This is a genomic window from Exiguobacterium profundum (genome assembly GCF_001909285.1).
GTDB lineage: Bacteria > Bacillota > Bacilli > Exiguobacteriales > Exiguobacteriaceae > Exiguobacterium > Exiguobacterium profundum.
The window spans coordinates 625,948-649,219 of sequence record NZ_MRSV01000001.1 but is presented as its reverse complement, the minus strand read 5'-3'; the positions used below and the strand labels follow the sequence as shown (position 1 = coordinate 649,219).

Genomic DNA, 23,272 nt, shown 5'->3' with positions numbered 1-23,272 from the left:
AGAACAGAGAGAATGCTTTATCTGAGTAAAGTTCCTGATTCTTTTATCGTTGAAACCTTCATTCCATACGAAAGGAGTTGCATATGCTTCCTACACTCGATGAACGCCTGGTCGATCAAATTCGTCTTAAAAATCGCCAAGCCTTAGAACATTTATACTCACGCTATGAAAAACTACTTTATCGATATGCGCTTCATCTGAATGACCATCCTGCAACTGCAGAGGCGGCCTTGACCGATTTATTTTGTCGGATTTGGCAACAACGTCTTCACTTCAATCCACATTCCGAAACGATTCGTGCGACCCTCATCCGTTCATTAGAGGAAATCATGCACTATATGAAAGAGGACAAATCAGATTCCAATACTTCTAAAATCCCTTCTGCATAAGGTTTTGTTGTCATCTCCGGATACATCTGTTTTGCCTGTTCGGTCGCATTGCTCACTAAATAGCCTTTTCCTACATGCGCTAACATCCCAAGGTCATTCCCACTGTCGCCGAACGCATATGTTTCTTTGCGTAAGAAGGAAACAGTGGTGCATACATATCGAACACTGGATTCTTTTCCGGCATGGATTGGATAAAAATCAATATCCCATGCATCCATCGGATCACCCGCTTGCGGATTGCATTGGCTGATGTTGACAGCAATACCTTCTTTATCAGCTAGCATGCGAAGCGTTTCGCTCCAAGATCCGATTTGGTCACGGATGTAATAGCTACGGATCCAAGGACTCGTCCCAAAACCCGGTTGCGCTTCTAGTTCAATCCGCATCTGTTCAAACTGTGACGCAACACGTTCCACACGAGATATAAAATCATTCGGGAATAGCGCTTGATAGGATTCTTCTAAAGAAAACGTTCCGTCTACGTCAATATGATACAATTCCGTACCTAAACTTGAAGCGATACGGTGAGGCCAAAAGCGAAGGTTTGCCTGTTCAACTTTTTCACGTAGCGATTTGAGTGAACTACCTGTCACCCACATCGTTGACAATCGATGGGAATATTGTTCCAAAAAATCTTCGAGCCGACGAACGGATGCCAATTGTTCCGGTGTACATGCATGAGGAAAGTAGGTCTCATCAAAATCAAAACATATGAGGATGTGTCCCTCATTCGTAAATCGCTTCATGATATCGTCTCCTTATCGTTTTCTCTTCCTCCTATAGTACAATGAAACAAAGGAGGCATCTTATGATTTCACGAATTTCTCGAGCTTATTGCCAAATGAGTAGCTTGATTACCGGATTTTTTTTTTTTTTTGCTTTTCTTTTTGGCATTCGCACATACTTCTTATGGACGACGATGAGCTCTCCCTTAACTGCGATTGGCTTGATGCTGATGACGGCGATTGGACTAAGCTTCATCACGTACCAGCTTTCAGAGAAATTAAGATTATTCATCTATTCGAAGCTTCCGGATCAAGCAGTGACATGTTCAATAAATAGTCACACAAAATAGGCATCCGTTTTTTTATTTTATACGTTAGATCAATACAAGGGACATCCCTTCTGCGCAAAGGAGTATGTTATGACTGACTTAGAGTTATATGAGCGTGTCAGGCAAAAGGACAAAGAAGCGCTCGAAATATTGTATGATCGATACGAACGCATTTTATACGCATTTGTCCTACAACTGACAAAAGATCGTGATTTGGCCGAAGAAGCCATGCAAGAAGTATTCATCAAGCTTTGGCGTGGCGGAGGCGTTTACGATGAGTCAAAAGGAAAATTTCGTTCTTGGCTCTTCACAATGAGCCGTCATGTGGCCATTGATTTAATTCGGAAGCGTAAACCGGATTTACAATTAGATGAATCTTACGCTGAGGCCATCCCTTCCGACTCACCGTCCGTCGAGAAAGAAGTCGAGTGGCAAGAAGAGCGCGCCCAAATCGAGACAGCCATGGCCACATTACCAGCCGAACAACAGCAGGTCGTTCGACTCATGTATTTTCAAGGAAAGAGCCAGCAAAAAATTGCTGATGCATGCGGCATCCCGCTCGGAACGGTAAAAGGAAGGATTCGACTGGCGCTAAGGCAACTGAGGAAACAGTTATCCCATGAATTCATCGGAAAGGAGGTAGAACAATGAACGCATGCGACCAATTGATTGACTACTTCAACCAACATTTAACGGAAGAAGAACGAATGAAATTTGAACAACATCTGGCAACGTGTAAAGACTGTCAAGAAGAGCTCGAACAACTTGAAGCTCTTGTCGGTGGCGTCGCGTTCTTGTCTACTCCGACTGAGCCACCCCGAGGCATGAAAGCGCGTGTCCTCGATCGTGTATTCGAAGAAGAAGACAATGAACCCGTCATAACAACCGACACTTCTGCATCAGTTCCACCGGTGACACCGTTCAAACAGAAGAAGAAACGGAACGTACCGGTCTGGGGAACGGTCGCTTTAGCAGCGGCACTCCTCCTCTCCTTGATCGGGAATGGATATTTGCTTACCAATCAGCCTGATGCCCCTGCCATCGCGTTAACCGAAACGATTCCACTCGACGGCGAATCGGAAGGAACCGCTTACCTTGCAGAGCAGGACGGTGCGACACAACTGATCGTCCAAACGAATGGTCTAGCCTCACTCGATGCCAATGAGGTATATCAAGTATGGCTATTAAAAGATGGTGCCCCGATTCCGACCGGCGCTTTTGTCACCGACGACAAAGGGAACGGGACGGTTATCTACACGCTCGACTCAGATGAAGTCGACGTCGACTGGGATACCGTCGCCGTCACAAAAGAACCGAATCGTGGCAATGAAACGCCACAAGGTGAAATCGTCTTAAGTGCTAGTCTTTAATTCCTGAACCGGACACATCCGCTGTCCGGTTTTTTGTTTTTTTGAACCAAAGGAGTGAAAGGGATGCAAAAAACAAAAATCGGTATTGTCGGACTTGGAAATATCGCTCAAAAAGCGTATTTACCCATCCTTTCGATTCATCCCCGAATCGAGGTAGTCGGTGCCTTTTCCCCGAACACATCTAAGCGAGACATGATTTGCCAAACGTATCGAATGACCTCTTTCGACACGTTGAATGAACTCGCCTCATCCATCGATGCAGCGTTCGTACATAGTTCAACGGAAACTCATTATGACATCGTATCGTATTTATTAGAACACGGCGTCGATGTTTATGTTGATAAGCCCCTCGCCGCAACAATCGAGGAAGCGGAGCAGCTCGTCATTCAAGCCGAACGTCTTGGGCGTAAATTGATGGTCGGGTTCAATCGACGTTTCGCTCCGATGTATATGCGTCTACAAAACGAGTCCTCTGCTCACATGATTGATGTGGTAAAACATCGCGAGAATGACGTCGGCCCTAAGGATGCGACCTTCACCTTACTCGATGATTACTTACATGTCATTGATACGCTACGTTTCCTCGCTGGTAATAAGCTAACACTCGTCTCGGGTCACGTCGAAGTCAATGACAAGCATGAGCTTCGATTCGCCCGCCACGTGTGGCAAGATGAGCACGGAATGCACACGACATCGATGCACCGTTCAGCAGGAGTGAACCATGAGCACGTCTCGATCGTCCGGGATGGCGAACGATTGTCTGTCGAAGAGATGGTCACGCTGCATCGTTTCAAGCAAGGTCGGCATGAGGTCGAAACGTTCGGGTCGTGGGACACGACACTCACGCAACGTGGTTTCCAGGGCGCGATTGACCACTTCATTTCCGCACTCATCGATGATACAGCGATTTCAACAGACGGTCGTGTTGCCCTTGAGACACAACGATTTGTCACAAATCTAATCAAGTGAAGGAGGGCTATATATGGATTTCTTTTTCTACATCATGGTTATGGTGATTGTCGTCTCGTCAGTCGGTGCCAATACGATTATCAAAACGAGAGAAGCACGTGTCGAAGAACGACGATTGAAGATCGAAGAAGAGAAACTCGCGATCCAACGGCTTGAACTCGAGATGAAGCGCGAACAAGACAAACTCGACCATCATGGATTTTAATCAAAAGCGGTCACCCTCCAAAATGAGGGCGACCGCTTTGCCATTACAGATGACGATTTGAAATCGGCAGTTGTTCTCTTCGTTCCGCGAGCGTCGACCACGTCACAGCCGTCATGATACAACCGGCACCGATAAAGAAGTTAAGATGGAGCGTTTCGTTCAAAACGAGCCACCCGAGCGTCCCGCCAACCAAGGGTTGAAAGAAGAAAAAGAGTGACCCGACACTCGCATCCATTAACTCGAGTCCTTTGTTCCAGAAGAAAAACGCTCCTGCCGTCGATACGACACCGATATAGAGAACACTAAGCCAAAGGACGCCATTTAACTTTGGCCAACCTGCTTGCATGACCTCTATACTCATCAAAGGCGTCATCAATAACCAGGCGACTCCAATCGCAAATGTCGTGAGCGTCAAGGTCGACAACGTCTGTGTGCCGATTTTTACATAAATCGACATGAGCGCCCACGTCACGGCAGCTAGAACAAGTATGAAACTGCCTACTCGATACGTCCCTTCCCCTTCCCAACCAACCACGATGAGAACACCGACCGTTGCCAATCCAAGTGCTCCAATCTTGACAGGAGTCAGTCGTTCCTTCAATAGGATTCGGGCAAATAACACCATGAAAGCTGGCGTCGCTGCGGTCACAAGGGACCCGGTATGTGCATCCGATAGCTTCGTTCCGATAAATTGAAACGAAATCGAGGCAACGTATCCGATGACACCGACAAGTCCGATCCATTTCCAATCTGCCCTTCGAATCGATTCTCGTCCAAACCGAAACCAAACGACGAATAAGACCATAAATGCAACAGCGTATCGTAACCAGACGAACGTGAACGGTTCAATATATGCGAGTGCATATTTACTGACCACATACATTCCTCCCCATATACTCGCCGCAAGGGTCAAACTGAGTGCTCCTAGCCATTCTTTCCTCATTTTCTCGCCTCCTCAATGGCGACTATATACGACGCCTTCGCTTCGATTCCCTCTATTTTCATTGTAAAGTAGATGAAAAACGCTTACAATCAAGATATAGATTGAATGAAAGGAGGGAGAAAGGTGAAATTTGTCGGACGTACGCATTGGACAACTGAACATTTGTACATTTTGCGTGCGATTTTTCACGATGTCGCTTAATCAAGGGACCCGTCTGTCCTTTTTTAGACATTGCTGAATATACGACAAAGCGCCTCTCTCTTTCTAAACCGAGCGCTTCTTTGCGCTCGGTTTTTTTGATAGGCCCTAACCTTAGGAGGAACCTATTATGTTGATCGATCTTCAACACATTCAAAAACAATACGGCGGGCACGCCGTTCTCACAGATGCGAATTTATTCATGAACGAAAACGAACGAGTCGGTCTTGTCGGCCGAAACGGTAGTGGCAAAACGACGCTGTTACGAATCCTTGTCGGCTCTGAAGAGCATGACGCCGGTACGATTTACCGCCGACAACGACTCTCTATCGGCTATTTGGTGCAGCTTCCTGACTACCCTGGACGCAGTGGTCGTGAGGTCCTCTATGCTGCTTTTGAGGAAGTGACTCGCCTGAGTGAAAAAATGTCTTCCCTCGAGCAAGAGATGGCGACGTCCGAACAGCTCGAACGCCTTCTCGAATCATACGGTGCCATTCAAGAACAATTCGAACATGCGGGTGGATATGTCTACGAGTCAAAAATCAGCGCAATGATCGATGGACTCAAATTAACCTCATTCGTGGACCAACCGTTTGATACGCTAAGCGGTGAAGAGCGTACAAAAATCGGTCTCGCGTTGGCGCTTCTTCAGGAACCAGAGCTACTCATTTTAGATGAACCGACGAACCATCTAGATTTAGAAGCGATGACATGGCTCGAATCCTATTTACAGGATTATGCTTCAGCGCTCCTCATCGTCTCCCATGACCGGGTCTTTTTAGATGCGGTCGCCACGCGAATCGTCGAGTGCGAGGATGGAGAATTGACGAGTTATCCTGGGAATTATACGGACTTCGAAGAACAAAAAGAAAAACAGTTGCTTGACCAGTTTCACGCTTACACGGAGCAACAGAAGAAAATCAAAAAAATGAAGGAAACGATCCGGCAGTTGCGGCAATGGGCCAACGAGGGAAATCCGCCGAATGAAAAGTTCTATCGTCGCGCCAAATCGATGGAAAAGGCTCTCGAACGAATTGAACGAATCAAGCGACCACAACTCGAAGCCGAGCAACCGAATATCCAGTTCACGACGAACGGGCGAACCGGGCGCGACGTCTTCGAAGTGAGTGACGTGACACTCACGTATGATCGTCCTCTATTTGAAGACGTGCACTTCTACACAGGTCACGGGGAACGCGTCGCCATCGTCGGACCGAACGGGAGTGGAAAGTCTTCGCTTTTGAAAATATTGCTCGGTGAAGTTATCCCGCAAGCCGGAACCGTAAGGCGAGCCGACCAAGCCAAAATCGGCTATCTATCGCAACACATCACATTCGACGAATCTCATCGCTTAATCGAGGCGTTTCGGGACCGGATCGCAGTCGATGAAGGCAAAGCGAGACACCTTCTCGCTCAATTTCTGTTTTACGGCGCGAGTGTGTTTAAACCGGTCACGAATTTGAGCGGCGGGGAGAAGATGCGACTCATGCTTGCCATCCTCGTCCATGAAGAAATCAATGTCCTTGTCCTAGATGAGCCGACGAACCATTTGGATATCGAATCGAGAGAGGCACTTGAAGAGGCACTCGAACATTTCCCTGGAACGGTCGTTACGGTTTCCCATGACCGCTACTTCTTGAATAAGCTGTTCCCTATCACGTATTGGCTCGACGGGACGATGACACGTTTCGAAGGTAACGTCGCCTATGCCCTCGACAAACGTGGACAGGAATCGAAAGATGAACCTAAAACGGAACACATCAAACAATCAAAATCGCTGAAGCAGACGAAACCTGCTCCATCTACGGTTGATGAGGAAACTCACCTAACCCAATTAGAGACAGAACATCGGGCACTGCTCCAACGGATGAATGAATTGGATGACCTTGATGAATTGATGGCGTTACAACGACAAGTTGATGCATTGCAAGAAGAAATCGATGACGTGATGACACGTTTGCTCGAATCTTTATAACCTAATATAGAGAAGCGGCACCCAATCAAGGGCGCCGCTTCTTTTGCTCGAATCGAATCTGTATGAAATAGCCGATGACCGCGATAGCCATCAACCCAATTGGGAGTATGCGGTAAAGACCTTCCATCGTTCCCGTTGTCAAAAGAATCACTCCACTAAGGAACGTTCCGAACCAATATAGCTTTGGCATATGATCCCTCCATCGGTTGCATTCACTCAATAGGATACCACAAGAAAAGCGCCCTCACTCGGCGCTTTTCTTGATTCTCTAGTCCCCGGACTTTCATCCAACCAAGCCCTCGCTCGATTGACCGTCCCATCCATGATTTGGTTCGACTAGAGATGTCCAAGCCAACGTGACGCATCATTCCAATCCGTTCATCGTCCATTGGTTCACCAATTGTTTTTCATTCGAAAACATGAAATCGAATAGGTGACTCATAGACATTTTGATCGAATGGGCACGAGAGGACTTGGCACCTATGATGTCCACTTCTGACGCGGATCATGTGGAATTCCGTATACAAACAGTCTGTCTGGTATACTTGCTCCGATGGCAAGCAGAGGCCGACGTATCATCGTTTGGAATGCACGATTCACGTTCATATGGACTTTGCCCATCCCTTTCATCCATAAGCGACAGGTGACGAAAGTGCCTCCCCGTTCCCCGACTCATTTCAGAAAGTGAATGGTTACATGTATACAATATCCGTTTTAAGTGAGATTCAATCCTCGTTCACGACTTCTCCATAATCCAATTCATACATAATGCGTCAGCGCATAAGCGACCCCGTCCTCTTCTACATCCTTTGTAATATGCGTGCTCAAATCTTTTAACGGATCCACAGCATTCCCCATCGCAATCCTTGTTTCTGCCACTTCGAACATCGACACATCATTCAGATTGTCTCCGATGGCGACGACATCACGCATCGGAATCTGATAATGCTCAGCTAGCTGTTTCAATGCTGCACCTTTACTCGCATGAGGATGTCCGATTTCAATTTTCGTCCACCCTGCTGTCGTAATCAAAATATCGTTCCGCGGTTCATAGATTTTACGCAACCGGTGTAGCTTTTGGCGATCGAACGAATAAACAAATACTTTGTACACTTCATCTCGTGCAAAGTCGATGTCTGCCATCGAATCCATATACGTCAGACCGAATTGCTCATTTTGAATTTCAATCTCACGTTCCGCCCACTCGCGAGTGAACGATTGATCGTGTGGCAACACCTCATCGAGTTCCCGCTTCAGTAAATCGCTTCCTGAACGGAGAACCTTCACTCCCGCATTCGTATAAAATTCAACGTACGCATCGTCCGCATCAGCGATTTCCCACAGTTCATCTACGATTGTCTGATCCATCGCATGATAGTAAATTCGCTCGTTCTCATAGAACCCGATTGCTCCGTTACCTGACAAAATCGGACAGACGAGGTCACTTCGCTTCAACAGCTCCTCGATATCATGAATCGAACGTCCTGAACAAATCGTGACGATATCACCCTGTTCTTGCCGACGACGAATCGCCTCCTGGTTTGCCTTTGTTATCACGCCCGTGCGCGATAACAGCGTCCCGTCTAAATCAATCGCAATCAATTTCATATCGTTCCCTCCTCCTTAGTTCTTTTCCCGATTCAACTGCGTAAAACACGATGAAGGGAATACCAATGTGTATGATGTCTACCTGCCCTCGTTGTTTGTTGACTTCCTTATGTCCGATTGCTACGATTTTGACAACGTACAAGCTTTAAAGGGGGAATATGGGGAGATGAACGATTTCACACGTGCTTACGCACAACAACTAGACAAACAAGACCCGCTCGCATCGTATCGGGAAGAATTTTATTTACCGGAACACGGGATTTATATGGATGGGAATTCACTCGGTCTCTTATCGAAACGAGCCGAGCGCACACTCCTTGAATCACTTGCGGACTGGAGAGAGCTCGGGATCGACGGCTGGATGTCAGGTCGCCATCCTTGGTTCAACTTGTCCGAAGAGTTGGCCGCACTGAACGCGCCGCTCATCGGTGGAAAGCCGGAAGAAGTGATGGTCACTGGTTCGACGACCGTGAACTTGCATCAACTCGTCGCATCGTTCTTCAAACCAGAAGGCAAACGCACGAAGATTTTGGCAGACGCCCTCACGTTCCCGTCTGACATTTACGCTTTAAAGAGCCAGCTCGAATTGCGTGGACTCGACCCTTCTGAGCACCTCGTTCAAGTCGACAGTCCGGATGGGCGCTTCTTGGTAGAAGACGACTTGATTGCCGCGATGACCGACGAGATTGCCCTGATCGTATTGCCGACCGTCCTCTATCGGAGTGGTCAGATTTTAGATATGCCTCGTCTAACGAAGGCGGCACACGAGCGTGGAATTTTGATTGGCTTCGATGCCTGTCACTCCGTCGGCGCCATTCCTCATGACTTCCACGACTGGGGTGTCGACTTCGCATACTGGTGCAACTATAAACATTTGAACGGGGGTCCAGGAACGGTCGGGGGCTTATTTGTTCATGAACGTCACTTCGGCACGACACCTGGACTCGCCGGTTGGTTCGGTTCGCGCAAAGATAAGCAATTCGATATGGACCATACGATGACACCAGCCGAACATGCCGGTGCGTTCCAAATCGGAACACCACACGTTATGAGCCTCGCTCCTCAACTTGGTGCGCTTGAGATGTTCAACGAGGTCGGGATGGAAGCGATTCGTCAAAAATCACTCGCGCTCACGACGTATATGATGGATTTGATCGAAGAGATGCTCGCACCTCACGGATTCTTCATCGGTAGCCCGACTGACACACGACAGCGCGGCGCTCATTTGAGCCTCGAGCATCCTGAAGCGGCACGCATCTGTAAAGCGTTGAAGAAACATCACATCATCCCTGACTTCCGCGCACCGAATATCATCCGTCTCGCGCCGGTCGCACTATATAACACGTTTACCGACGTGTATGATGTGATCGTGACGTTGAAGAAAATCATGGACGACAAAGAATATGAGGCGTTCGAGAACGTCCGCGAAGTGGTCGCATAAGGGAGGAACTGTCATGAGTGAACGCACAGAACAAAAAAAAGAAAAATCGATTCAAACAGATTTCTCAAAAGACATGTCGTACGGGGACTATCTCCAGCTCGACCCGATTTTATCAAGTCAACATCGCCTTTCTGACCATCATGATGAGATGCTGTTCATCATCATCCACCAGACGAGCGAGTTGTGGATGAAACTCATTTTGCATGAATTGACAGCAGCCACGACGGCCATCACGAACGGCGAACTCGAACGTTCGTTCAAGATGCTCGCTCGCGTTTCGAAGATTCAGCAACAACTCATCCAGTCATGGGGCGTTCTCGCGACGTTGACGCCGGCCGAGTATTTAGAGTTCCGAGATCAACTCGGCTCTTCATCTGGTTTTCAATCTTACCAGAACCGACAAATCGAATTCGCGCTCGGCTTCAAAAACGCACGGACGCTCAGTGTTTACGCGCACGATAAAAAACTGTATCCATTGCTCGAAGGCTCGCTACAAGCTCCTAGTATTTACGATGTGACCGTCCGCGAAATGCATCGCCGCGGTCTTCCGATTGATGCGAGTGTACTCGAACGTGATGTCACTCAGGACTGGGAATGGAACGAGAGTGTTGAAAAAGCGTGGGTCGAGGTCTATCGAGACGTCGACACGTATTGGGACTTATATGAGCTCGGTGAAAAGCTACTCGATATCGGTAGCCAGCAACAGATGTGGCGCTTTAACCATATGAGCACCGTGGAACGCATTATCGGACAGAAGATGGGGACAGGTGGTTCGTCTGGCGTGAACTATTTACGTCGCGTGCTCGACCATCGCTTCTTCCCAGAACTGTGGACGGTCCGGACATCACTATAAGAGGAGCTGAATGCAATGACTTGGATTGATGTATCACAGCCACTTCATGCCGATGTTGCGACATGGCCGGGAGATACAAAATTTTCGTATGAAATCGCGTGGCCGATGGCAGAGAGTGGTTCGGTCAATGTCGGGAAGATGACATTGAGTTTACATCTCGGGACCCACATCGATGCACCGTTTCATTTTGACGACCATGGGAAGCGCGTGATCGACCTCGATCCGTCTGTATATATCGGACCAGCCCGTGTGATTCATCTACCGCATAAGGCAAAGATTGAAGCATCTGATTTGGATGGTCATGATTTGACTGGGGTGGAACGCCTCATCTTAAAAACGGATGGTTGGCCCGATAAGAGCGTCTTCCCCGAGACGATCCCTGAACTGACACCCGCTCTTGCCGATCGTCTCGGGGAACTTGGAATCTTCTTGATCGGACTCGACTTACCGTCCGTTGATGCGATTGACAGTAAAGAGATGAGCGGCCATCACGCGTTAGCACGAAATAGTGTGCATATCCTAGAAGGACTCGTTTTAGACAATATCTTACCGGGAGATTACGATTTAAATGCCGTCCCTCTCCCAATCGTCGAAGGGGATGGAAGTCCCGTTCGCGCATTGCTTCGCCCTATATTGTAAAGAGATAGCCGGAATCGGCTGTCTCTTTTTTGATTAGACAGGGATAGTCCGACGTTTGGCGAAATAGATGAGAAACTCTATTTGAAGAGAGGACATTCGATGAAGATTCTATTATTATCTGACGGTGATGGAAAAAGACTATGGCCACTTTCGAACAATTCGAATGCCAAACAATTCATTCGTTTATTGCCTAGCAGAGGTGGAACGAAACAATCAATGCTTGAAAGAGTTTAAAATCAACTAAAAACACAAGATTTAGACACTAACGCTTTCATTATCACAAATGTAAAACAAAAAGATTGTGTCATTCATCAAGTTGGTACAGATACTAATATCATTTCCGAACCAACTCGTCGTGATACATTTCCCGCTATCGTTCTCGGGGCAAGCTATTTAAACGAGCAACATGTGCCTCTGGATGAAACGGTACTTGTGATGCCGGTCGATGCTTACGTCGACCTCCGCTTCTTTGAATATTTCCCTCAAGTCGATGAAGCAGTCCAAGCGAACGATGATGCTTTGCATCTAATTGGGGTCACACCCCTTCATCCGACATCAAAATACGGATATATCGTTCCAGACGAGACGGCCCAAATGTCCTCGGTTCGAATATTTCAGGAAAAACCGACCGTCGATGTAGCAGAACAGTTGATTGGACAAGGTGCCCTTTGGAACTGTGGAATCTTTGCTTGCAAGTTACATCTGTTACTTGATGAACTAGCAGAACGAAACTTACCGACAACTTATTCAGACCTCACTTCACGCTATGACGAATTAGAAAAGACTTCGTTTGACTATGCCGTTGTCGAACATGCAGAGTCGGTATTCGTTCACCGCTACGATGGCGATTGGAAAGACTTAGGAACATGGAACACATTGACTGAAGAAATGACGTCCACAACTCACGGTCAAGTCGAACTGTTCGAATCGACGAACACGCATGTGATCAATGAATTGAACCTTCCTTTGATTGGGATTGGGCTAGAAGACCTTGTCGTCGCCGTCAACGCGGATGGAATTCTCGTCTCGAAGAAAGAGGCGACCCCGCAGCTGAAAGATTATCTCGCCTCATCCGACGACTATCCAAAATTCAAATGGAAGCGATGGGGGCAGTCGGAAGTCATCCATCATGAGACACTCGCCGATGGGCATCACAGTGTGACACGTCGCATGCTCGTTCAAGCAGGGAAAGAACTCAGTTACCATTATCATGAAGAGACCGATACAATTTGGACGATTCTCCAAGGCACAGCAATCGTGACGATTGATGGAGAATCATTTGAGGTAAGACCGACCAATGCCATCTCAATTCAACGCGGAAAAGCACATATGTTAAAAGCAAGCGAAACCGTCATTTTAATAGAAGTGCAGTACTCTTTAAAATATATGAACAACGATACACAATTTCTCATTTCCCCATATAAATAAAAATGACCTCACGAGCTCTACCCGAAATCAAGGCATCGTGAGGTTTCTTCTTACTTATTTGATTAATTCGAGTTCGACCGGAATGTTTTCCTCTACTGTTTCACCTTTCAGGTGGTTGATTGCCGCTTCTACACCCAACTTCCCAATCTCAGCTGGTTTTTGGGCAACCGTTGCTGCCATCGTCCCACCTTCGACCGCTTTGACGGCATCGTCTGTCGCATCGAATCCGATGACCTTCACGTCACTCATTCCAGCCGCTTCGAGTGCTTGAACGGCCCCGAGTGCCATCTCATCGTTATGTGCGAATACAGCGACGATGTCTTTATTGTCCTGTAAGATGTTCTCCATGACCGTCAATCCTTCTGCACGGTCAAAGTTTGCCGATTGTTTTGCCACGACTTCCAATTTCCCATCGATCGCTTCGTTGAATCCTTGTCCGCGGTCACGTGTCGCAGACGCTCCTGGAATCCCCTCGAGCTCGACGACTTTTTGCCCTTCGCCTACGAGTTCGACCATGTAGTCACCCGCCAACTGTCCACCTGCGACGTTATCTGATGCCACGTGGGCGACGACGTCCCCTGTTTCAGCGTTACGGTCTACCGTGATGACGGGAATGCCTGCATCGTTCGCTGCTTGTACCGCCGCGCCGACTGCTTCTGAATCTGTCGGGTTGATGAGAATCAAATCCATCCCCTTTTGAATCATATCTTCGACGTCATTCACTTGCTTCGCCGCGTCGTTTTGCGCATCCGCTACCGTCAACGTCGCATCCATTTCGTTCGCCTGTTCTTCTGCGCCTTCTTTCAGTGCGACGAAGAACGGGTTATTCAATGTTGAGATCGATAAGCCGATTTCATAATCGCCATCTTTCGTTTCCGTTTCAGACGATGACCCCGGTTGTTCAGTCGAGCAAGCTGCCATCAGTACCATTGTCAGTGCGAGTAGCCAAGCTGTCCATTTTTTTTTTTTCCGTTTTCCCCTTTCGCGTGTTACGCGTTTTGTCGACGATCAAGCAATACTGCAAACAATATAACTGCACCTTTTACGACGAGTTGGAAGAATGATGATACGCCAAGAAGGTTCAATCCGTTATTTAATGTTCCGATGATCAACGCCCCAATCAACGTCCCGACAATCCAGCCGCGACCACCCGCAAGACTCGTTCCCCCGAGAACGACCGCTGCGATGGCATCGAGTTCATACGACGTTCCTGCTGTAGGTTGTGCGGAATTGAGACGTGACGTCAAGATGATGCCAGCGAGTGCCGCAAGCATACCGGATAGCGAATAAATCATGATTTTGACTTTATTGACGCCAATCCCCATCAATTTAGCCGCTTCTTCATTCCCACCAATCGCATACGTATGACGACCAAATGTCGTCTTCTTCAAGATGAAGTAAAGGACACCGAATGCGAGTAGCATCGTCAATGCCGGCACCGGAATGATCCAGAAATAACCACGTCCGAGCATCTCAAACCAACCGGAATTCCCGAGACCTGTAATCGGTCTTCCGTCCGTATAGACGAGCGTCAATCCCCGATAAATGGTCATCGTAGCCAATGTCGCGATGAACGGTGCCACTTTTCCGTACGTGATGACCGCCCCGTTGAACGCTCCGAGAACGGCACCTGCAATCAAGCCGAGTGCAACGGCCATAACCGCATGTTGACCGTCCACCATCATGCCTGCCACCAGTGCAGAAGCGAGCGCCAAAATCGAACCGATCGATAAATCGATGCCCCCTGTCAAGATGACAAACGTCATCCCGAAGGCAATCAAGGCATTGATCGACACTTGGCGGAGTACGTTAAAGATATTATTTAATGATAAAAATCCTGGTTCGAGCGCCGTCACGACGACGACGATGACGAGTAGACCGAACAGCGGTCCTAATTTTTGTCCCCATCCGAGTCGACCCGGGCGCTTCAGCGAAGTTGTTGCTTTCAATTCCATATCATTGCCCTCCTGTCGCATACGTCATTACTTTTTTTTTTGTCGCCTCTTCTTTCGTGAGCGTTCCGGTTACGACACCTTCCCGCATGACGACGATCCGATCACTCATCCCAAGCACTTCCGGTAAATCAGAAGAGACCATGATGATGGCGACACCTGATTCCGCGAGATCACTCATGATATTGTAAATCTCTTTCTTAGCACCGACGTCGACGCCTCGGGTTGGTTCATCCAAAATCAAGACGTCCGGTTCGACACCTAACCATTTACCGAGCACAACCTTCTGTTGATTCCCACCAGACAGCGACTTCACTTTTTTTTCCATCGAATGATGTTTGACCCGCAATTTTTGTTTTTTTGTCTCGGCGAACGTCTCCTCCTGTTGCTTCGAGATGACCGATCCTTTTGCTCGTTTATCAAGTGTCGGGAGCGACAGGTTTTCTCTTAGCGAGAAATCGAGGAGTAAGCCCTCTCCTTTTCGGTCCTCTGTCAAAAACGCGATACCGTGCTCGATGGCGTCGGCTGGGGTCTTGATTCGAATCGGTTTCCCATTCAGTTTAATGACTCCCCCTTTGTGGGTGTCTGCTCCGAATAGCGCACGCATCACCTCGGTACGCCCCGCTCCCATCAATCCAGAAAACCCAACGATTTCTCCGGCACGAACGTTGAACGATACGTTGTGGAACCGGTTACCTATTAAATCATCCACCTCGATCACGACGTCCCCAAGTGTAGCGGTACGCGTCGGATAGCGTTCTCCAATCTCACGACCGACCATATCGCGCACCGTTTCCTCAAATGAGGTGTCTTGAATCATGCGAGTCGAAATGGATTGTCCATCCCGAAGTACCGTGATCCGAACACATAAGTCAAAAATTTCTTCCATTCGGTGTGAGATATAGATGATGGACACACCTTGATCACGTAAGGCCCGTGACACTGCGAAGAGTGCCTGGATTTCACGATCCGTCAAGGCGGCCGTCGGTTCATCCATGACGATGACCTTCGCATCCGTCATGAGCGCCTTGGCAATCTCAATCATCTGTTGCTGACCGACCGACAAATTGCGCGCCACTTCATCGACATCCATGAACACGTTCAATTCAGCCAAGTATTCTCGGGCACGTCTGGTCATTTCCTGCTGTTTGACCATCCCGAACGGTCCCGTCAGTTCTCGACCTAAAAACAGATTTTCTGTCACCGTCATCTCCGGTAAGATATTGAGCTCCTGATGGATGAAGGCGATGCCTTCTTGCTCCGCTTCTTTTGGGTGCTTGAATTGACGTTTCGCGCCGTCGATGAGAATCTCGCCTTCATCCTGTGCATACAGACCGGTCATCACCTTCATCAATGTCGACTTCCCGGCCCCGTTCTCGCCCATAAGGGCATGAATCTCTCCAGGCAACAGTTCGAAATCGACTCCTTTTAAGACGGAGACTGGCCCGAACGACTTATGGATGCCTTTCAACTGAATATGCATCGAATCCCCCCTTAAAAAATGACCCCGGCATGTAAGATGACGTTTGCGTAAGGTGTCGCTTCCCCAGTTCGAATGACCACTTTCGCTTTTGCGACCTCCCGTTTGAAGTCTTCATGCGAACACATGTCGATGCTCGTGTACCGTTCTTTCAGTGAATCCGCAATCGTCGAGTTGTGTGTGAGGATTTCCTCAGCAATCGTGATGCGCTCTACGACCAAATCTGATTCGACGACATCGAGCACCTCAAGAAAGGAAGGTTCTCCGATGCGGAGACTAAGATCGACCCGCTTGACCCCGTCTGGAATCGGTAGCCCACAATCGGCGATGACGACGCGATCCGTATGCCCGAGGTCGGCAAAGATTTTTGCTAAATGACTATTCAAAATTCCTTGTTTTTTCATCACACGCGCTCCAATCGTTGTTGTACATCTTGTCGTGTCGGCATACCACCTTGTGCACCGAAGCCTTCGACACTCATGCCGGATGCGACTACGGCAAACCGTACGGCCGTCTCCAAATCGTCTTGTTCGATGAGGGAGACAGCAAGTGCACCGTTGAACGTGTCACCTGCTCCCGTTGTGTCGACGACGTTTGCTCGGATGGCTGGCACATGACGGACGTCTCGTCCGTCATGGAATCGAACGCCATGGACGCCTTCCGTGACGAGTAACTTGTTCGGATAACGTTTGAGAACATCATCTACGGACATTCCGTTGAATAAGTCACGGCATTCATGTTCGTTCGGCGTTAAATACGTGACGTCCTCAATCACTTCTGGTGGAAGCGGTTGAGACGGTGCCGGATTGAGTAGCACCGGAATCCCTTTCTCTTTACAGTAAGCGGTCACTTGTTTTACCGTCTCGATTGGAATTTCGAGTTGCAGGAGCACGAACGCCTGCTCGTCGAGAAAATGTTCGAGCTCCTCATCCGTGAAAACGACTCGTTTGTTCGCCGATTGGACGACGACAATCGAATTATCCCCTTCTGCTACTACGATATGGGCCGTACCCGTCACTTCCTCCGGTATGATCTGAACATGCGTGACATCGACATCGTGTCGTTTGAAGTTTTCAACAACCTGTTGACCGAACGGATCACTTCCCACGCAACCGACCATCTGAACAGTGCCGCCTAATTTGGAGGCAGCGACCGCTTGGTTCGCACCTTTTCCCCCTGGAACGGTGCGGAACGACTCACCGATGACCGTTTCTCCGGCTTGTGGCCGTTTGTCGGATGTGACGACAAGATCCATCGATATACTGCCAATGACAACAATGCGTTTCATTCTTTATCTCTCCTTCCGCTTTGTCGTGTGTCTTTCAAGTAACGTGACCGGTAATAACATCTCTTTCGGTCGCGTGTCTTTTTTCTCAATCAAATCGAGCAATCGTTCTGTCGCCACTCGCCCCATCTCATAGATAGGCTGGACGATGGTCGTCAGCGGCGGAGACGTCATCTCGCCTAATTCGATCCCGTCATATCCGATGACCTGTAGCTCTTCTGGGACACGAATGTCTCGACGGACTGCTTCCTGTAATACGGCGGCTGCAATCACATCGTTCGCTGCGAAAATGCCATCGAATGGCCAAGCATGGTCGAACAGCTCTTGGGACGCTTTCAAGGCGTCTTTGAACGTGAACGTGGACTCGGTCATCCCGACGAGCTTCTCTCCCGCTACTTCGACAAATCCTTCGGTTCGGCGTTTGACCGTTTTGAGATGATCCGGTCCGGCAATGTGTGCCAGTCGTGTCGCACCACGTTGTAACAGCGTGTCGGCCGCCAACTTTCCACCCTCATATCCATCTGATACAACGGCGTCGATCCCCGCTTTTACGATTCGGTCTAGTGCGACCATCGGTAAATCCAACGTCTCATAATTCGGATTGTGCGAATGATTTGTTGTAATAATCAGGCCATCGACGTGCATCGTTTGCAAGGCGACTAAATACGTCTGTTCTTTTTTAAGTTGTTCATCCGTGTTACATAAGACGACTTGATACCCATGTTGATTGGCGACATCCTCAATCGCCCGAGCCAGCTGTGGAAAGAACGGGTTCGTGATATCTGGCATGATAAGTCCAATCAAATTCGACGATTTTTTATAGAGCGAACGAGCAACTCGGTTCGGCGCGTAATTCAGTTCCGCAATCGCCTTTTCGACCGCTTCTTTCGCCTCTTCGCTCACATATCCGCTTTTATTCATAACGCGTGATACGGTCGCCACTGAGACGTTCGCATGTTTTGCTACTTGTTTGATGGTCGCCATTTGACATCCTCCGTTCTGGAAACGCTTACAAAACCATCTTAATGTGTAACCGGTTACATATCAAGAGATTTTTAAGATTTCATGAAAAAACACATTGAAATCGTGCTTCAATGTGTAGAGAACGTAGGATTTAGTTGAACATAGACGAGACATTCTACCGTTCGTCCATCGAGCCGGGTCAATTCCTGTTGTTTTGTAAACGCATAAGTGAATCCAGACTTTTCAACGACGCGTCGCGATTGGTCATTGAAGCTGAAGTAGCCGCACCAAATCCGCTCTAACCCTAACGCTTCGAACCCAAATCGAATCATCGCCTGAACGGCTTCCGGCGCGTAACCATTCCCCCAATTGTCTGGACTGAGCACATAACCAATCTCACGCTGTGCCTCATGTTGAATCGAAGGGTCTGGTCTTCGGTCGTGTAACCCGATGCTACCGATTACTTGCCCAGTCTCTTTCAAGACGATGGCCCATACATCTGCTTCCTCGATAAACAGTTGAATGACGTCCCTTGTTTCTTCAATCGATTCATGGGGTGCCCAACCAGCCATCGGTCCGACTCGTTCATCTTTTGCATAATGATACATATCTTCTGCGTCTTTTAACGTAAATGCCCGTAAAATCAATCGTTCTGTCTCTAGAGTGATCATATCAACCCGTCCTTTTCCTTCAAGTTGTTTTCTCCACCGACCTAATGGGAAACGTTAGGCGAGGAGGAATGAACATGCCATTTGATTATGACTTAAACTTCGATGAAATCGACTTCCGACAACAACCCGAATTGTATCGGGTCGGGCGTGGCGAACAAGGCGTACTACTCGTCGAACCGTATAAAAGTGAGATTTTGCCACATTGGCGATTCAAGACGCCCGAGATTGCGAAGCAATCTGCTGAAGAAATTATGGAATTGTTTGAAGCGTATCGCGCGAATGACGATTTCGTCGGGATGGACATGGCCCGAAAGTTCATCCAAATGGGCTACACGCGGGCCCGACGCTATGCCAATTATAAAGGCGGTCGTAAATATAAAGAAGACGGTGACCTCCATGAGCGCGAAATCGACGAAGAGAAGGCAGAGTCTGCTCGCATCTTCAAAACGTATTGGGATCAACTTCGTGCCGATGAGGATTATTTACGACGTAAAAAGGCACATCAAAAACAATATGGTTAATCGCGCACCATCACTTTAAACGGGGTACCATTCCGCTCGAATGATGTGATGGTGCGAAATCCGACCGTATCGTATAGATGAATCGCTCGTTCGTTAAAAGCGGCGACGGTCAAGCGAAGCGGTTTGCCCCGTTCCATCGCTCTCTCCATGACGTACGTCACAAACAATCGGCCATGTCCTTTCCCCGTCATATCGGGTCGCATCCCCAACCCGATATCCGTAAATTCTAAACAATACGGATATGTCGAATTGGGCACTTGAGCCGGGGAACCGATGCAATAAAATCCAATCAGCTCATGCTCCTCTACAATCACCTGATACGTCATCAACTCGGCGATTCCCTCTTCAGAAGGCGATTGATTATAGAAGTCATAAGGAGCTTCATAGGTCCATTCTTGAATTTGACATGCCCATTCACGCGTCATCGGTCGGTGATGCATTCGTCTTCCCTCCGTACTCTTTTCACGATTTCTATGTAAAAAAGATGAGGTTGCCCTCATCCTTATTTTCGAGTCCATTCTGCCGTCATCGCTACGTCTGCTGCATGCATGAGATTATGAATTGGACAACGTGCCTCGACAGCCTTCCTTAATGCTTCGATTCGCTCATCCGATTCGGTCGTATCCAATACGATTTTCATATGTGTCGACTCAAAGTAAGTTCGGACACCTTCCATCCCTTGGAATCCTCGAGGATCGAGCGTCCCTTCTGTTACAAACTCGACCCCTTCATACTCAAAGTTCAAATCCTGGGCGGCATAGGCAATCATGATGGTCGTACAGGACGACTGGGCACCGAGAAGATACTCGAGTGGATTCGGTCCCTTGTTCGTCCCACCGAGTCGTTCTGGCTCATCCACGATAAATGGGGTGTGATCGCCTACACGCACAGTCGTCTTAACGCCTCCGGCTTCTCCTTCGGCGCGCATCGTTACTAATGGTCTTTCTGACATGTTGCATCCTCCTCTCCATAATCAAACACAACTATTTTCCCTTTATTTCGGACCATGTAACGCCTCGTCATAGATGGCGTAATCATTTTTTTTTTTTTGCTTGATCTGATACATCGCCTGATCCGCTTTATGGATCAACGTGTCTAAATTTGTTCCTTGGTCGGGAGCATGACTGACCCCAATACTCGCACGGATTGGAATCGTCACATCGGACGTGTGGTAAGGGTTTTGATTTAACGTCATCTGAAGTTCGTGAATAAATGCAAGCACTTCCGATTCTGTTAGATCCACTAAATAAATATAAAACTCATCCCCGCCAACACGAGAGGCCAAGCCAACGTCTCGTGTCGACGCTTCCAGCAATCCACCCAAATGAGTTAAGAAATAATCTCCAATCTGGTGACCGTACGTATCATTGACTGCTTTAAAACCGTCCAGATCAATAATCAATAAAGACAGCATCGAGGAACTAAGCAACGCCTGGTCTGCGCGTTCATAAAATGCACGTCGGTTCGCCAGCTTCGTCAGTGGGTCATGATAGGCAAAGAATCGGATTGTTTGCTCGGCCTCTTTAAACGAGTGGACATCCCGAATGATAATCATCCCGTGAATCGTGCGGTCGATATCGACAAAATCACCATCGATGACGACGTAAAGCTCTTGCCCAGACTTTGTCATAATCTTCGTTTCAAACTCTATAAACTTTTTACGTGTCCGAAAATGTTGGCTGTAGTGTTCCATCCACTCTGCTTTTTTCTTTTCTTGCAACAAATCGATAAACCGTTCATTCACGACACGGACAGTATGAAATAGCGTGCGTGCGGCCGGATTCGCACTTTCCACCCTCCCATCCGGGTCAATCAACAAGATGGCGGATGGATTTAAATTATAAAGTGTCCCATATCGTTTTACATAAGAGGTTAAGAAGTCTAAACGATTCATCGCAACGACCAATGCTACCGCCCAAACAAGCCCCCCATACATGTATGAATAGGGTGGGATCAACCCACGAAATTGAAAGTAGCCGAATACAATATCCCATATTAGTACGGCATTTGCAGTCCAAAAAAGCATGCGCAATACGCGTTGGTGTTCTCTTCGTTCCGCACGCTTCAATGCATAAAAAATGAGACCAATAATCAATAGATGAAAAATGTTTCCGACGGTCAACGTAGTTAAATACGATGAGTTGAACTCAGGATAAATCCAAATGCCTACTTGTTCAAACTGTTGACTGTTGATGATATTCTCCTGACGGACATACGTCAACACAACAGGAATCAATGGTAAATAGACGACCCATGGATACAACCACTTCGGTGCCTTTGCGCCGACGCCTGTGATACTTAATATGAAATGAACAGAGAAGATAAAAATGAAAATCCCAGCGTTCCCAAACCAATAGGCAATGAGTGCCGGACTGTATTCAATCGGCGATAGATGGCGGACAAATTCAGCCAAGAAGAGCATCGAATAACCGAACACAAACAGGCTCAGCAAACGATGCTCGACTTTATTCGGATTTCGTTGAAAGAAATCGAGTGCTAAAAAGCCGAGTAAAAATGACGGCAACAAATAGACCGCCAGATAAATGAACATCTCGGTCATGCGGAACCTCCTCACCTGTTCGTATTCTTCTATTTCGTTATCCTGCGTTCTTTTCCCTCTTTAACGCAACAAAAAACGGGATGGTTTTCTCATCCCGTTTTTGATGTCACACACTTATAGCGTTTCTTCGATTGGGGTATCCCCTTTGATCAAATCAATTGCTTTGTTCTGCACGTTTGAATGGTTATGAAGGACATGCACCAAGAATGATGCGACGTCTTCGCGTGGGATCTCTCCACTTCCCTCGAATTTCGTGTTCACTTTGCCCGTTCCCGCATCATCTGTCAATGCACCCGGACGAACAATCGTGTACGTGAGTCCACTCTGTTCGAGTAAACGATCTGCATGATGCTTCGCTACGTAGTACGGCTTCATCGAATCTGGCCAAGCTGAGCGATCCTCCGCTTTCAAGGCACTGACCATGACGAAGTGTTTGATGTTCCCGTTCGCTTGTGCTGCTTCGATACTCTTCGCTGCACCGTCTAGGTCGATCAAGAGTGTCTTGTCTGCTCCAGTACTTCCACCAGAACCTGCCGCGAATACGATAACATCCATTCCATCAATCGCTTTTTGCAAATCATCTACTGAACCTTCGAGGTCACCGAGTACCGCATTGTACCCTTTTGACTTAAAATCCTCGAGTTGTTTTTTTTTACGCACCATCGCCGTGACGTGATGCTTTCCTTCCTTGTGTAACTTCTCCACCAATTGATGGCCAATTTGACCGTTTGCACCGATTACAAATACGTTCATCTGTCTTCCTCCTCA

27 protein-coding genes are annotated in these 23,272 nt (G+C 47.9%); 11 read left to right on the top strand and 16 right to left on the bottom strand.

The features are described from left to right. Window positions 1–83 precede the first annotated feature (83 nt). On the top strand, window positions 84–389 hold the full coding sequence (locus BBB58_RS03555; protein WP_074035485.1) for an RNA polymerase sigma factor: 306 nt from the start codon (window positions 84–86) through the stop codon (window positions 387–389). Here BBB58_RS03555 and BBB58_RS03550 read toward each other — a convergent pair. Together BBB58_RS03550 and BBB58_RS15040 are read right to left on the bottom strand one after the other, a co-directional pair. Then, window positions 335–1,135: an HAD family hydrolase gene (locus BBB58_RS03550; protein ID WP_074035484.1), complete on the bottom strand. Its 801-nt coding sequence runs from the start codon at window positions 1,133–1,135 to the stop codon at window positions 335–337. The two genes, BBB58_RS03555 and BBB58_RS03550, sit on opposite strands and share 55 nt — an antisense overlap. An 85-nt stretch (window positions 1,136–1,220) precedes the next feature. After that, window positions 1,221–1,406 (bottom strand): hypothetical protein, encoded by a 186-nt coding sequence (locus tag BBB58_RS15040; RefSeq protein ID WP_143180216.1) that lies wholly within the window; start codon window positions 1,404–1,406, stop codon window positions 1,221–1,223. Window positions 1,407–1,533: 127 nt separating this feature from the next. Between BBB58_RS15040 and BBB58_RS03540 the strand changes: the two genes are divergently transcribed. From BBB58_RS03540 to BBB58_RS03525, 4 genes are all read left to right on the top strand, one after another. Further along, window positions 1,534–2,094 carry an RNA polymerase sigma factor gene (locus tag BBB58_RS03540; RefSeq protein WP_074035482.1) on the top strand — a complete coding sequence of 187 codons (561 nt, stop codon included), beginning with the start codon at window positions 1,534–1,536 and terminating at the stop codon, window positions 2,092–2,094. Continuing rightward, window positions 2,091–2,813, top strand: coding sequence for an anti-sigma factor (locus tag BBB58_RS03535; RefSeq protein WP_031422001.1), 723 nt, complete (start codon window positions 2,091–2,093; stop codon window positions 2,811–2,813). Before BBB58_RS03540 ends, BBB58_RS03535 begins: the two co-directional genes overlap by 4 nt. A gap of 63 nt (window positions 2,814–2,876) precedes the next feature. Continuing rightward, on the top strand, window positions 2,877–3,782 hold the full coding sequence (locus BBB58_RS03530) for a Gfo/Idh/MocA family protein (protein WP_074035481.1): 906 nt from the start codon (window positions 2,877–2,879) through the stop codon (window positions 3,780–3,782). Window positions 3,783–3,795: 13 nt separating this feature from the next. Next, on the top strand, window positions 3,796–3,987 hold the full coding sequence (locus BBB58_RS03525; protein ID WP_074035480.1) for a hypothetical protein: 192 nt from the start codon (window positions 3,796–3,798) through the stop codon (window positions 3,985–3,987). Window positions 3,988–4,030: 43 nt separating this feature from the next. Here BBB58_RS03525 and BBB58_RS03520 read toward each other — a convergent pair whose 3' ends face one another. Continuing rightward, a complete protein-coding gene (locus BBB58_RS03520; protein WP_074035478.1) occupies window positions 4,031–4,930 on the bottom strand; it encodes a DMT family transporter in 900 nt (299 codons plus the stop codon). 328 nt (window positions 4,931–5,258) lie between these two features. Here BBB58_RS03520 and abc-f point away from each other — a divergent pair, with 328 nt between their 5' ends. Continuing rightward, window positions 5,259–7,103 carry a ribosomal protection-like ABC-F family protein gene (gene abc-f, locus BBB58_RS03515; protein ID WP_084543027.1) on the top strand — a complete coding sequence of 615 codons (1,845 nt, stop codon included), beginning with the start codon at window positions 5,259–5,261 and terminating at the stop codon, window positions 7,101–7,103. 25 nt (window positions 7,104–7,128) lie between these two features. Here the strand turns inward: abc-f and BBB58_RS15125 are convergent, their stop codons facing one another. Beyond that, window positions 7,129–7,293, bottom strand: a complete 165-nt coding sequence (locus BBB58_RS15125) for a hypothetical protein (RefSeq protein WP_167365511.1) — start codon at window positions 7,291–7,293, stop codon at window positions 7,129–7,131. A 569-nt stretch (window positions 7,294–7,862) separates the two neighbouring features. After that, complete coding sequence (locus tag BBB58_RS03510; protein WP_074035475.1) at window positions 7,863–8,711, bottom strand: Cof-type HAD-IIB family hydrolase; 849 nt, start codon at window positions 8,709–8,711, stop codon at window positions 7,863–7,865. A gap of 166 nt (window positions 8,712–8,877) precedes the next feature. Here BBB58_RS03510 and kynU point away from each other — a divergent pair, with 166 nt between their 5' ends. The 4 genes from kynU to BBB58_RS03490 all read left to right on the top strand — a co-directional run bounded on the left by kynU (window position 8,878) and on the right by BBB58_RS03490 (window position 13,072). Then, window positions 8,878–10,152, top strand: a complete 1,275-nt coding sequence (kynU, locus tag BBB58_RS03505) for a kynureninase (RefSeq protein ID WP_074035474.1) — start codon at window positions 8,878–8,880, stop codon at window positions 10,150–10,152. A 13-nt stretch (window positions 10,153–10,165) separates the two neighbouring features. After that, window positions 10,166–11,005, top strand: coding sequence for a tryptophan 2,3-dioxygenase (kynA, locus tag BBB58_RS03500; protein ID WP_074035472.1), 840 nt, complete (start codon window positions 10,166–10,168; stop codon window positions 11,003–11,005). 15 nt (window positions 11,006–11,020) lie between these two features. After that, complete coding sequence (kynB, locus tag BBB58_RS03495; protein ID WP_074035470.1) at window positions 11,021–11,644, top strand: arylformamidase; 624 nt, start codon at window positions 11,021–11,023, stop codon at window positions 11,642–11,644. Between the two features lie 273 nt (window positions 11,645–11,917). Then, window positions 11,918–13,072 (top strand): sugar phosphate nucleotidyltransferase, encoded by a 1,155-nt coding sequence (locus tag BBB58_RS03490; RefSeq protein ID WP_338082750.1) that lies wholly within the window; start codon window positions 11,918–11,920, stop codon window positions 13,070–13,072. Between the two features lie 54 nt (window positions 13,073–13,126). On the opposite strand, the gene rbsB is transcribed toward BBB58_RS03490, so the two are convergent. The 7 genes from rbsB to BBB58_RS03455 form a co-directional block, all read right to left on the bottom strand. Then, the gene (gene rbsB / locus BBB58_RS03485; RefSeq protein WP_074035469.1) at window positions 13,127–14,002 is read right to left on the bottom strand and encodes a ribose ABC transporter substrate-binding protein RbsB; all 876 of its coding nucleotides are present in this window, start codon (window positions 14,000–14,002) and stop codon (window positions 13,127–13,129) included. 59 nt (window positions 14,003–14,061) lie between these two features. Next, on the bottom strand, window positions 14,062–15,027 hold the full coding sequence (locus BBB58_RS03480; RefSeq protein WP_084543025.1) for an ABC transporter permease subunit: 966 nt from the start codon (window positions 15,025–15,027) through the stop codon (window positions 14,062–14,064). A gap of 1 nt (window position 15,028) precedes the next feature. Further along, window positions 15,029–16,507 carry a sugar ABC transporter ATP-binding protein gene (locus BBB58_RS03475; RefSeq protein WP_074035468.1) on the bottom strand — a complete coding sequence of 493 codons (1,479 nt, stop codon included), beginning with the start codon at window positions 16,505–16,507 and terminating at the stop codon, window positions 15,029–15,031. An 11-nt stretch (window positions 16,508–16,518) separates the two neighbouring features. After that, a complete protein-coding gene (rbsD, locus tag BBB58_RS03470) occupies window positions 16,519–16,908 on the bottom strand; it encodes a D-ribose pyranase (protein ID WP_012727563.1) in 390 nt (129 codons plus the stop codon). Continuing rightward, a complete protein-coding gene (gene rbsK / locus BBB58_RS03465; protein ID WP_074035466.1) occupies window positions 16,908–17,792 on the bottom strand; it encodes a ribokinase in 885 nt (294 codons plus the stop codon). The genes rbsD and rbsK overlap by 1 nt, the downstream gene beginning before the upstream one ends. Before the next feature lie 3 nt (window positions 17,793–17,795). Next, window positions 17,796–18,773, bottom strand: a complete 978-nt coding sequence (locus BBB58_RS03460; RefSeq protein ID WP_074035464.1) for a LacI family DNA-binding transcriptional regulator — start codon at window positions 18,771–18,773, stop codon at window positions 17,796–17,798. A 107-nt stretch (window positions 18,774–18,880) separates the two neighbouring features. Continuing rightward, window positions 18,881–19,423 carry a GNAT family N-acetyltransferase gene (locus tag BBB58_RS03455; RefSeq protein WP_074035463.1) on the bottom strand — a complete coding sequence of 181 codons (543 nt, stop codon included), beginning with the start codon at window positions 19,421–19,423 and terminating at the stop codon, window positions 18,881–18,883. Between the two features lie 74 nt (window positions 19,424–19,497). On the opposite strand from BBB58_RS03455, the gene BBB58_RS03450 reads away from it, so the two are divergent. Next, entirely contained in the window at window positions 19,498–19,944 is a 447-nt protein-coding gene (locus BBB58_RS03450) for a DUF4385 domain-containing protein (protein WP_074035462.1), read from the top strand. On the opposite strand, the gene BBB58_RS03445 is transcribed toward BBB58_RS03450, so the two are convergent. The 4 genes from BBB58_RS03445 to BBB58_RS03430 form a co-directional block, all read right to left on the bottom strand. Then, window positions 19,941–20,384, bottom strand: a complete 444-nt coding sequence (locus BBB58_RS03445) for a GNAT family N-acetyltransferase (RefSeq protein WP_074035461.1) — start codon at window positions 20,382–20,384, stop codon at window positions 19,941–19,943. The two genes, BBB58_RS03450 and BBB58_RS03445, sit on opposite strands and share 4 nt — an antisense overlap. Window positions 20,385–20,446: 62 nt before the next feature. Next, entirely contained in the window at window positions 20,447–20,896 is a 450-nt protein-coding gene (locus BBB58_RS03440) for an OsmC family protein (RefSeq protein WP_074035459.1), read from the bottom strand. Between the two features lie 42 nt (window positions 20,897–20,938). Next, on the bottom strand, window positions 20,939–22,504 hold the full coding sequence (locus tag BBB58_RS03435) for a GGDEF domain-containing protein (protein ID WP_074035458.1): 1,566 nt from the start codon (window positions 22,502–22,504) through the stop codon (window positions 20,939–20,941). Between the two features lie 114 nt (window positions 22,505–22,618). Continuing rightward, window positions 22,619–23,257, bottom strand: a complete 639-nt coding sequence (locus tag BBB58_RS03430; protein ID WP_074035457.1) for an SDR family oxidoreductase — start codon at window positions 23,255–23,257, stop codon at window positions 22,619–22,621. Window positions 23,258–23,272 lie beyond the last annotated feature (15 nt).

What these genes read in the sequence shown, in the direction of transcription:
- BBB58_RS03555 (WP_074035485.1), top strand. Translation starts at nt 84, where the DNA reads ATGCTTCCTACACTCGATGAACGCCTGGTCGATCAAATTCGTCTTAAA.
- BBB58_RS03550 (WP_074035484.1), bottom strand. Translation starts at nt 1,135, where the DNA reads ATGAAGCGATTTACGAATGAGGGACACATCCTCATATGTTTTGATTTT.
- BBB58_RS15040 (WP_143180216.1), bottom strand. Translation starts at nt 1,406, where the DNA reads ATGAATAATCTTAATTTCTCTGAAAGCTGGTACGTGATGAAGCTTAGT.
- BBB58_RS03540 (WP_074035482.1), top strand. Translation starts at nt 1,534, where the DNA reads ATGACTGACTTAGAGTTATATGAGCGTGTCAGGCAAAAGGACAAAGAA.
- BBB58_RS03535 (WP_031422001.1), top strand. Translation starts at nt 2,091, where the DNA reads ATGAACGCATGCGACCAATTGATTGACTACTTCAACCAACATTTAACG.
- BBB58_RS03530 (WP_074035481.1), top strand. Translation starts at nt 2,877, where the DNA reads ATGCAAAAAACAAAAATCGGTATTGTCGGACTTGGAAATATCGCTCAA.
- BBB58_RS03525 (WP_074035480.1), top strand. Translation starts at nt 3,796, where the DNA reads ATGGATTTCTTTTTCTACATCATGGTTATGGTGATTGTCGTCTCGTCA.
- BBB58_RS03520 (WP_074035478.1), bottom strand. Translation starts at nt 4,930, where the DNA reads ATGAGGAAAGAATGGCTAGGAGCACTCAGTTTGACCCTTGCGGCGAGT.
- abc-f (WP_084543027.1), top strand. Translation starts at nt 5,259, where the DNA reads ATGTTGATCGATCTTCAACACATTCAAAAACAATACGGCGGGCACGCC.
- BBB58_RS15125 (WP_167365511.1), bottom strand. Translation starts at nt 7,293, where the DNA reads ATGCCAAAGCTATATTGGTTCGGAACGTTCCTTAGTGGAGTGATTCTT.
- BBB58_RS03510 (WP_074035475.1), bottom strand. Translation starts at nt 8,711, where the DNA reads ATGAAATTGATTGCGATTGATTTAGACGGGACGCTGTTATCGCGCACG.
- kynU (WP_074035474.1), top strand. Translation starts at nt 8,878, where the DNA reads ATGAACGATTTCACACGTGCTTACGCACAACAACTAGACAAACAAGAC.
- kynA (WP_074035472.1), top strand. Translation starts at nt 10,166, where the DNA reads ATGAGTGAACGCACAGAACAAAAAAAAGAAAAATCGATTCAAACAGAT.
- kynB (WP_074035470.1), top strand. Translation starts at nt 11,021, where the DNA reads ATGACTTGGATTGATGTATCACAGCCACTTCATGCCGATGTTGCGACA.
- rbsB (WP_074035469.1), bottom strand. Translation starts at nt 14,002, where the DNA reads ATGGTACTGATGGCAGCTTGCTCGACTGAACAACCGGGGTCATCGTCT.
- BBB58_RS03480 (WP_084543025.1), bottom strand. Translation starts at nt 15,027, where the DNA reads ATGGAATTGAAAGCAACAACTTCGCTGAAGCGCCCGGGTCGACTCGGA.
- BBB58_RS03475 (WP_074035468.1), bottom strand. Translation starts at nt 16,507, where the DNA reads ATGCATATTCAGTTGAAAGGCATCCATAAGTCGTTCGGGCCAGTCTCC.
- rbsD (WP_012727563.1), bottom strand. Translation starts at nt 16,908, where the DNA reads ATGAAAAAACAAGGAATTTTGAATAGTCATTTAGCAAAAATCTTTGCC.
- rbsK (WP_074035466.1), bottom strand. Translation starts at nt 17,792, where the DNA reads ATGAAACGCATTGTTGTCATTGGCAGTATATCGATGGATCTTGTCGTC.
- BBB58_RS03460 (WP_074035464.1), bottom strand. Translation starts at nt 18,773, where the DNA reads ATGGCGACCATCAAACAAGTAGCAAAACATGCGAACGTCTCAGTGGCG.
- BBB58_RS03455 (WP_074035463.1), bottom strand. Translation starts at nt 19,423, where the DNA reads ATGATCACTCTAGAGACAGAACGATTGATTTTACGGGCATTTACGTTA.
- BBB58_RS03450 (WP_074035462.1), top strand. Translation starts at nt 19,498, where the DNA reads ATGCCATTTGATTATGACTTAAACTTCGATGAAATCGACTTCCGACAA.
- BBB58_RS03445 (WP_074035461.1), bottom strand. Translation starts at nt 20,384, where the DNA reads ATGCATCACCGACCGATGACGCGTGAATGGGCATGTCAAATTCAAGAA.
- BBB58_RS03440 (WP_074035459.1), bottom strand. Translation starts at nt 20,896, where the DNA reads ATGTCAGAAAGACCATTAGTAACGATGCGCGCCGAAGGAGAAGCCGGA.
- BBB58_RS03435 (WP_074035458.1), bottom strand. Translation starts at nt 22,504, where the DNA reads ATGACCGAGATGTTCATTTATCTGGCGGTCTATTTGTTGCCGTCATTT.
- BBB58_RS03430 (WP_074035457.1), bottom strand. Translation starts at nt 23,257, where the DNA reads ATGAACGTATTTGTAATCGGTGCAAACGGTCAAATTGGCCATCAATTG.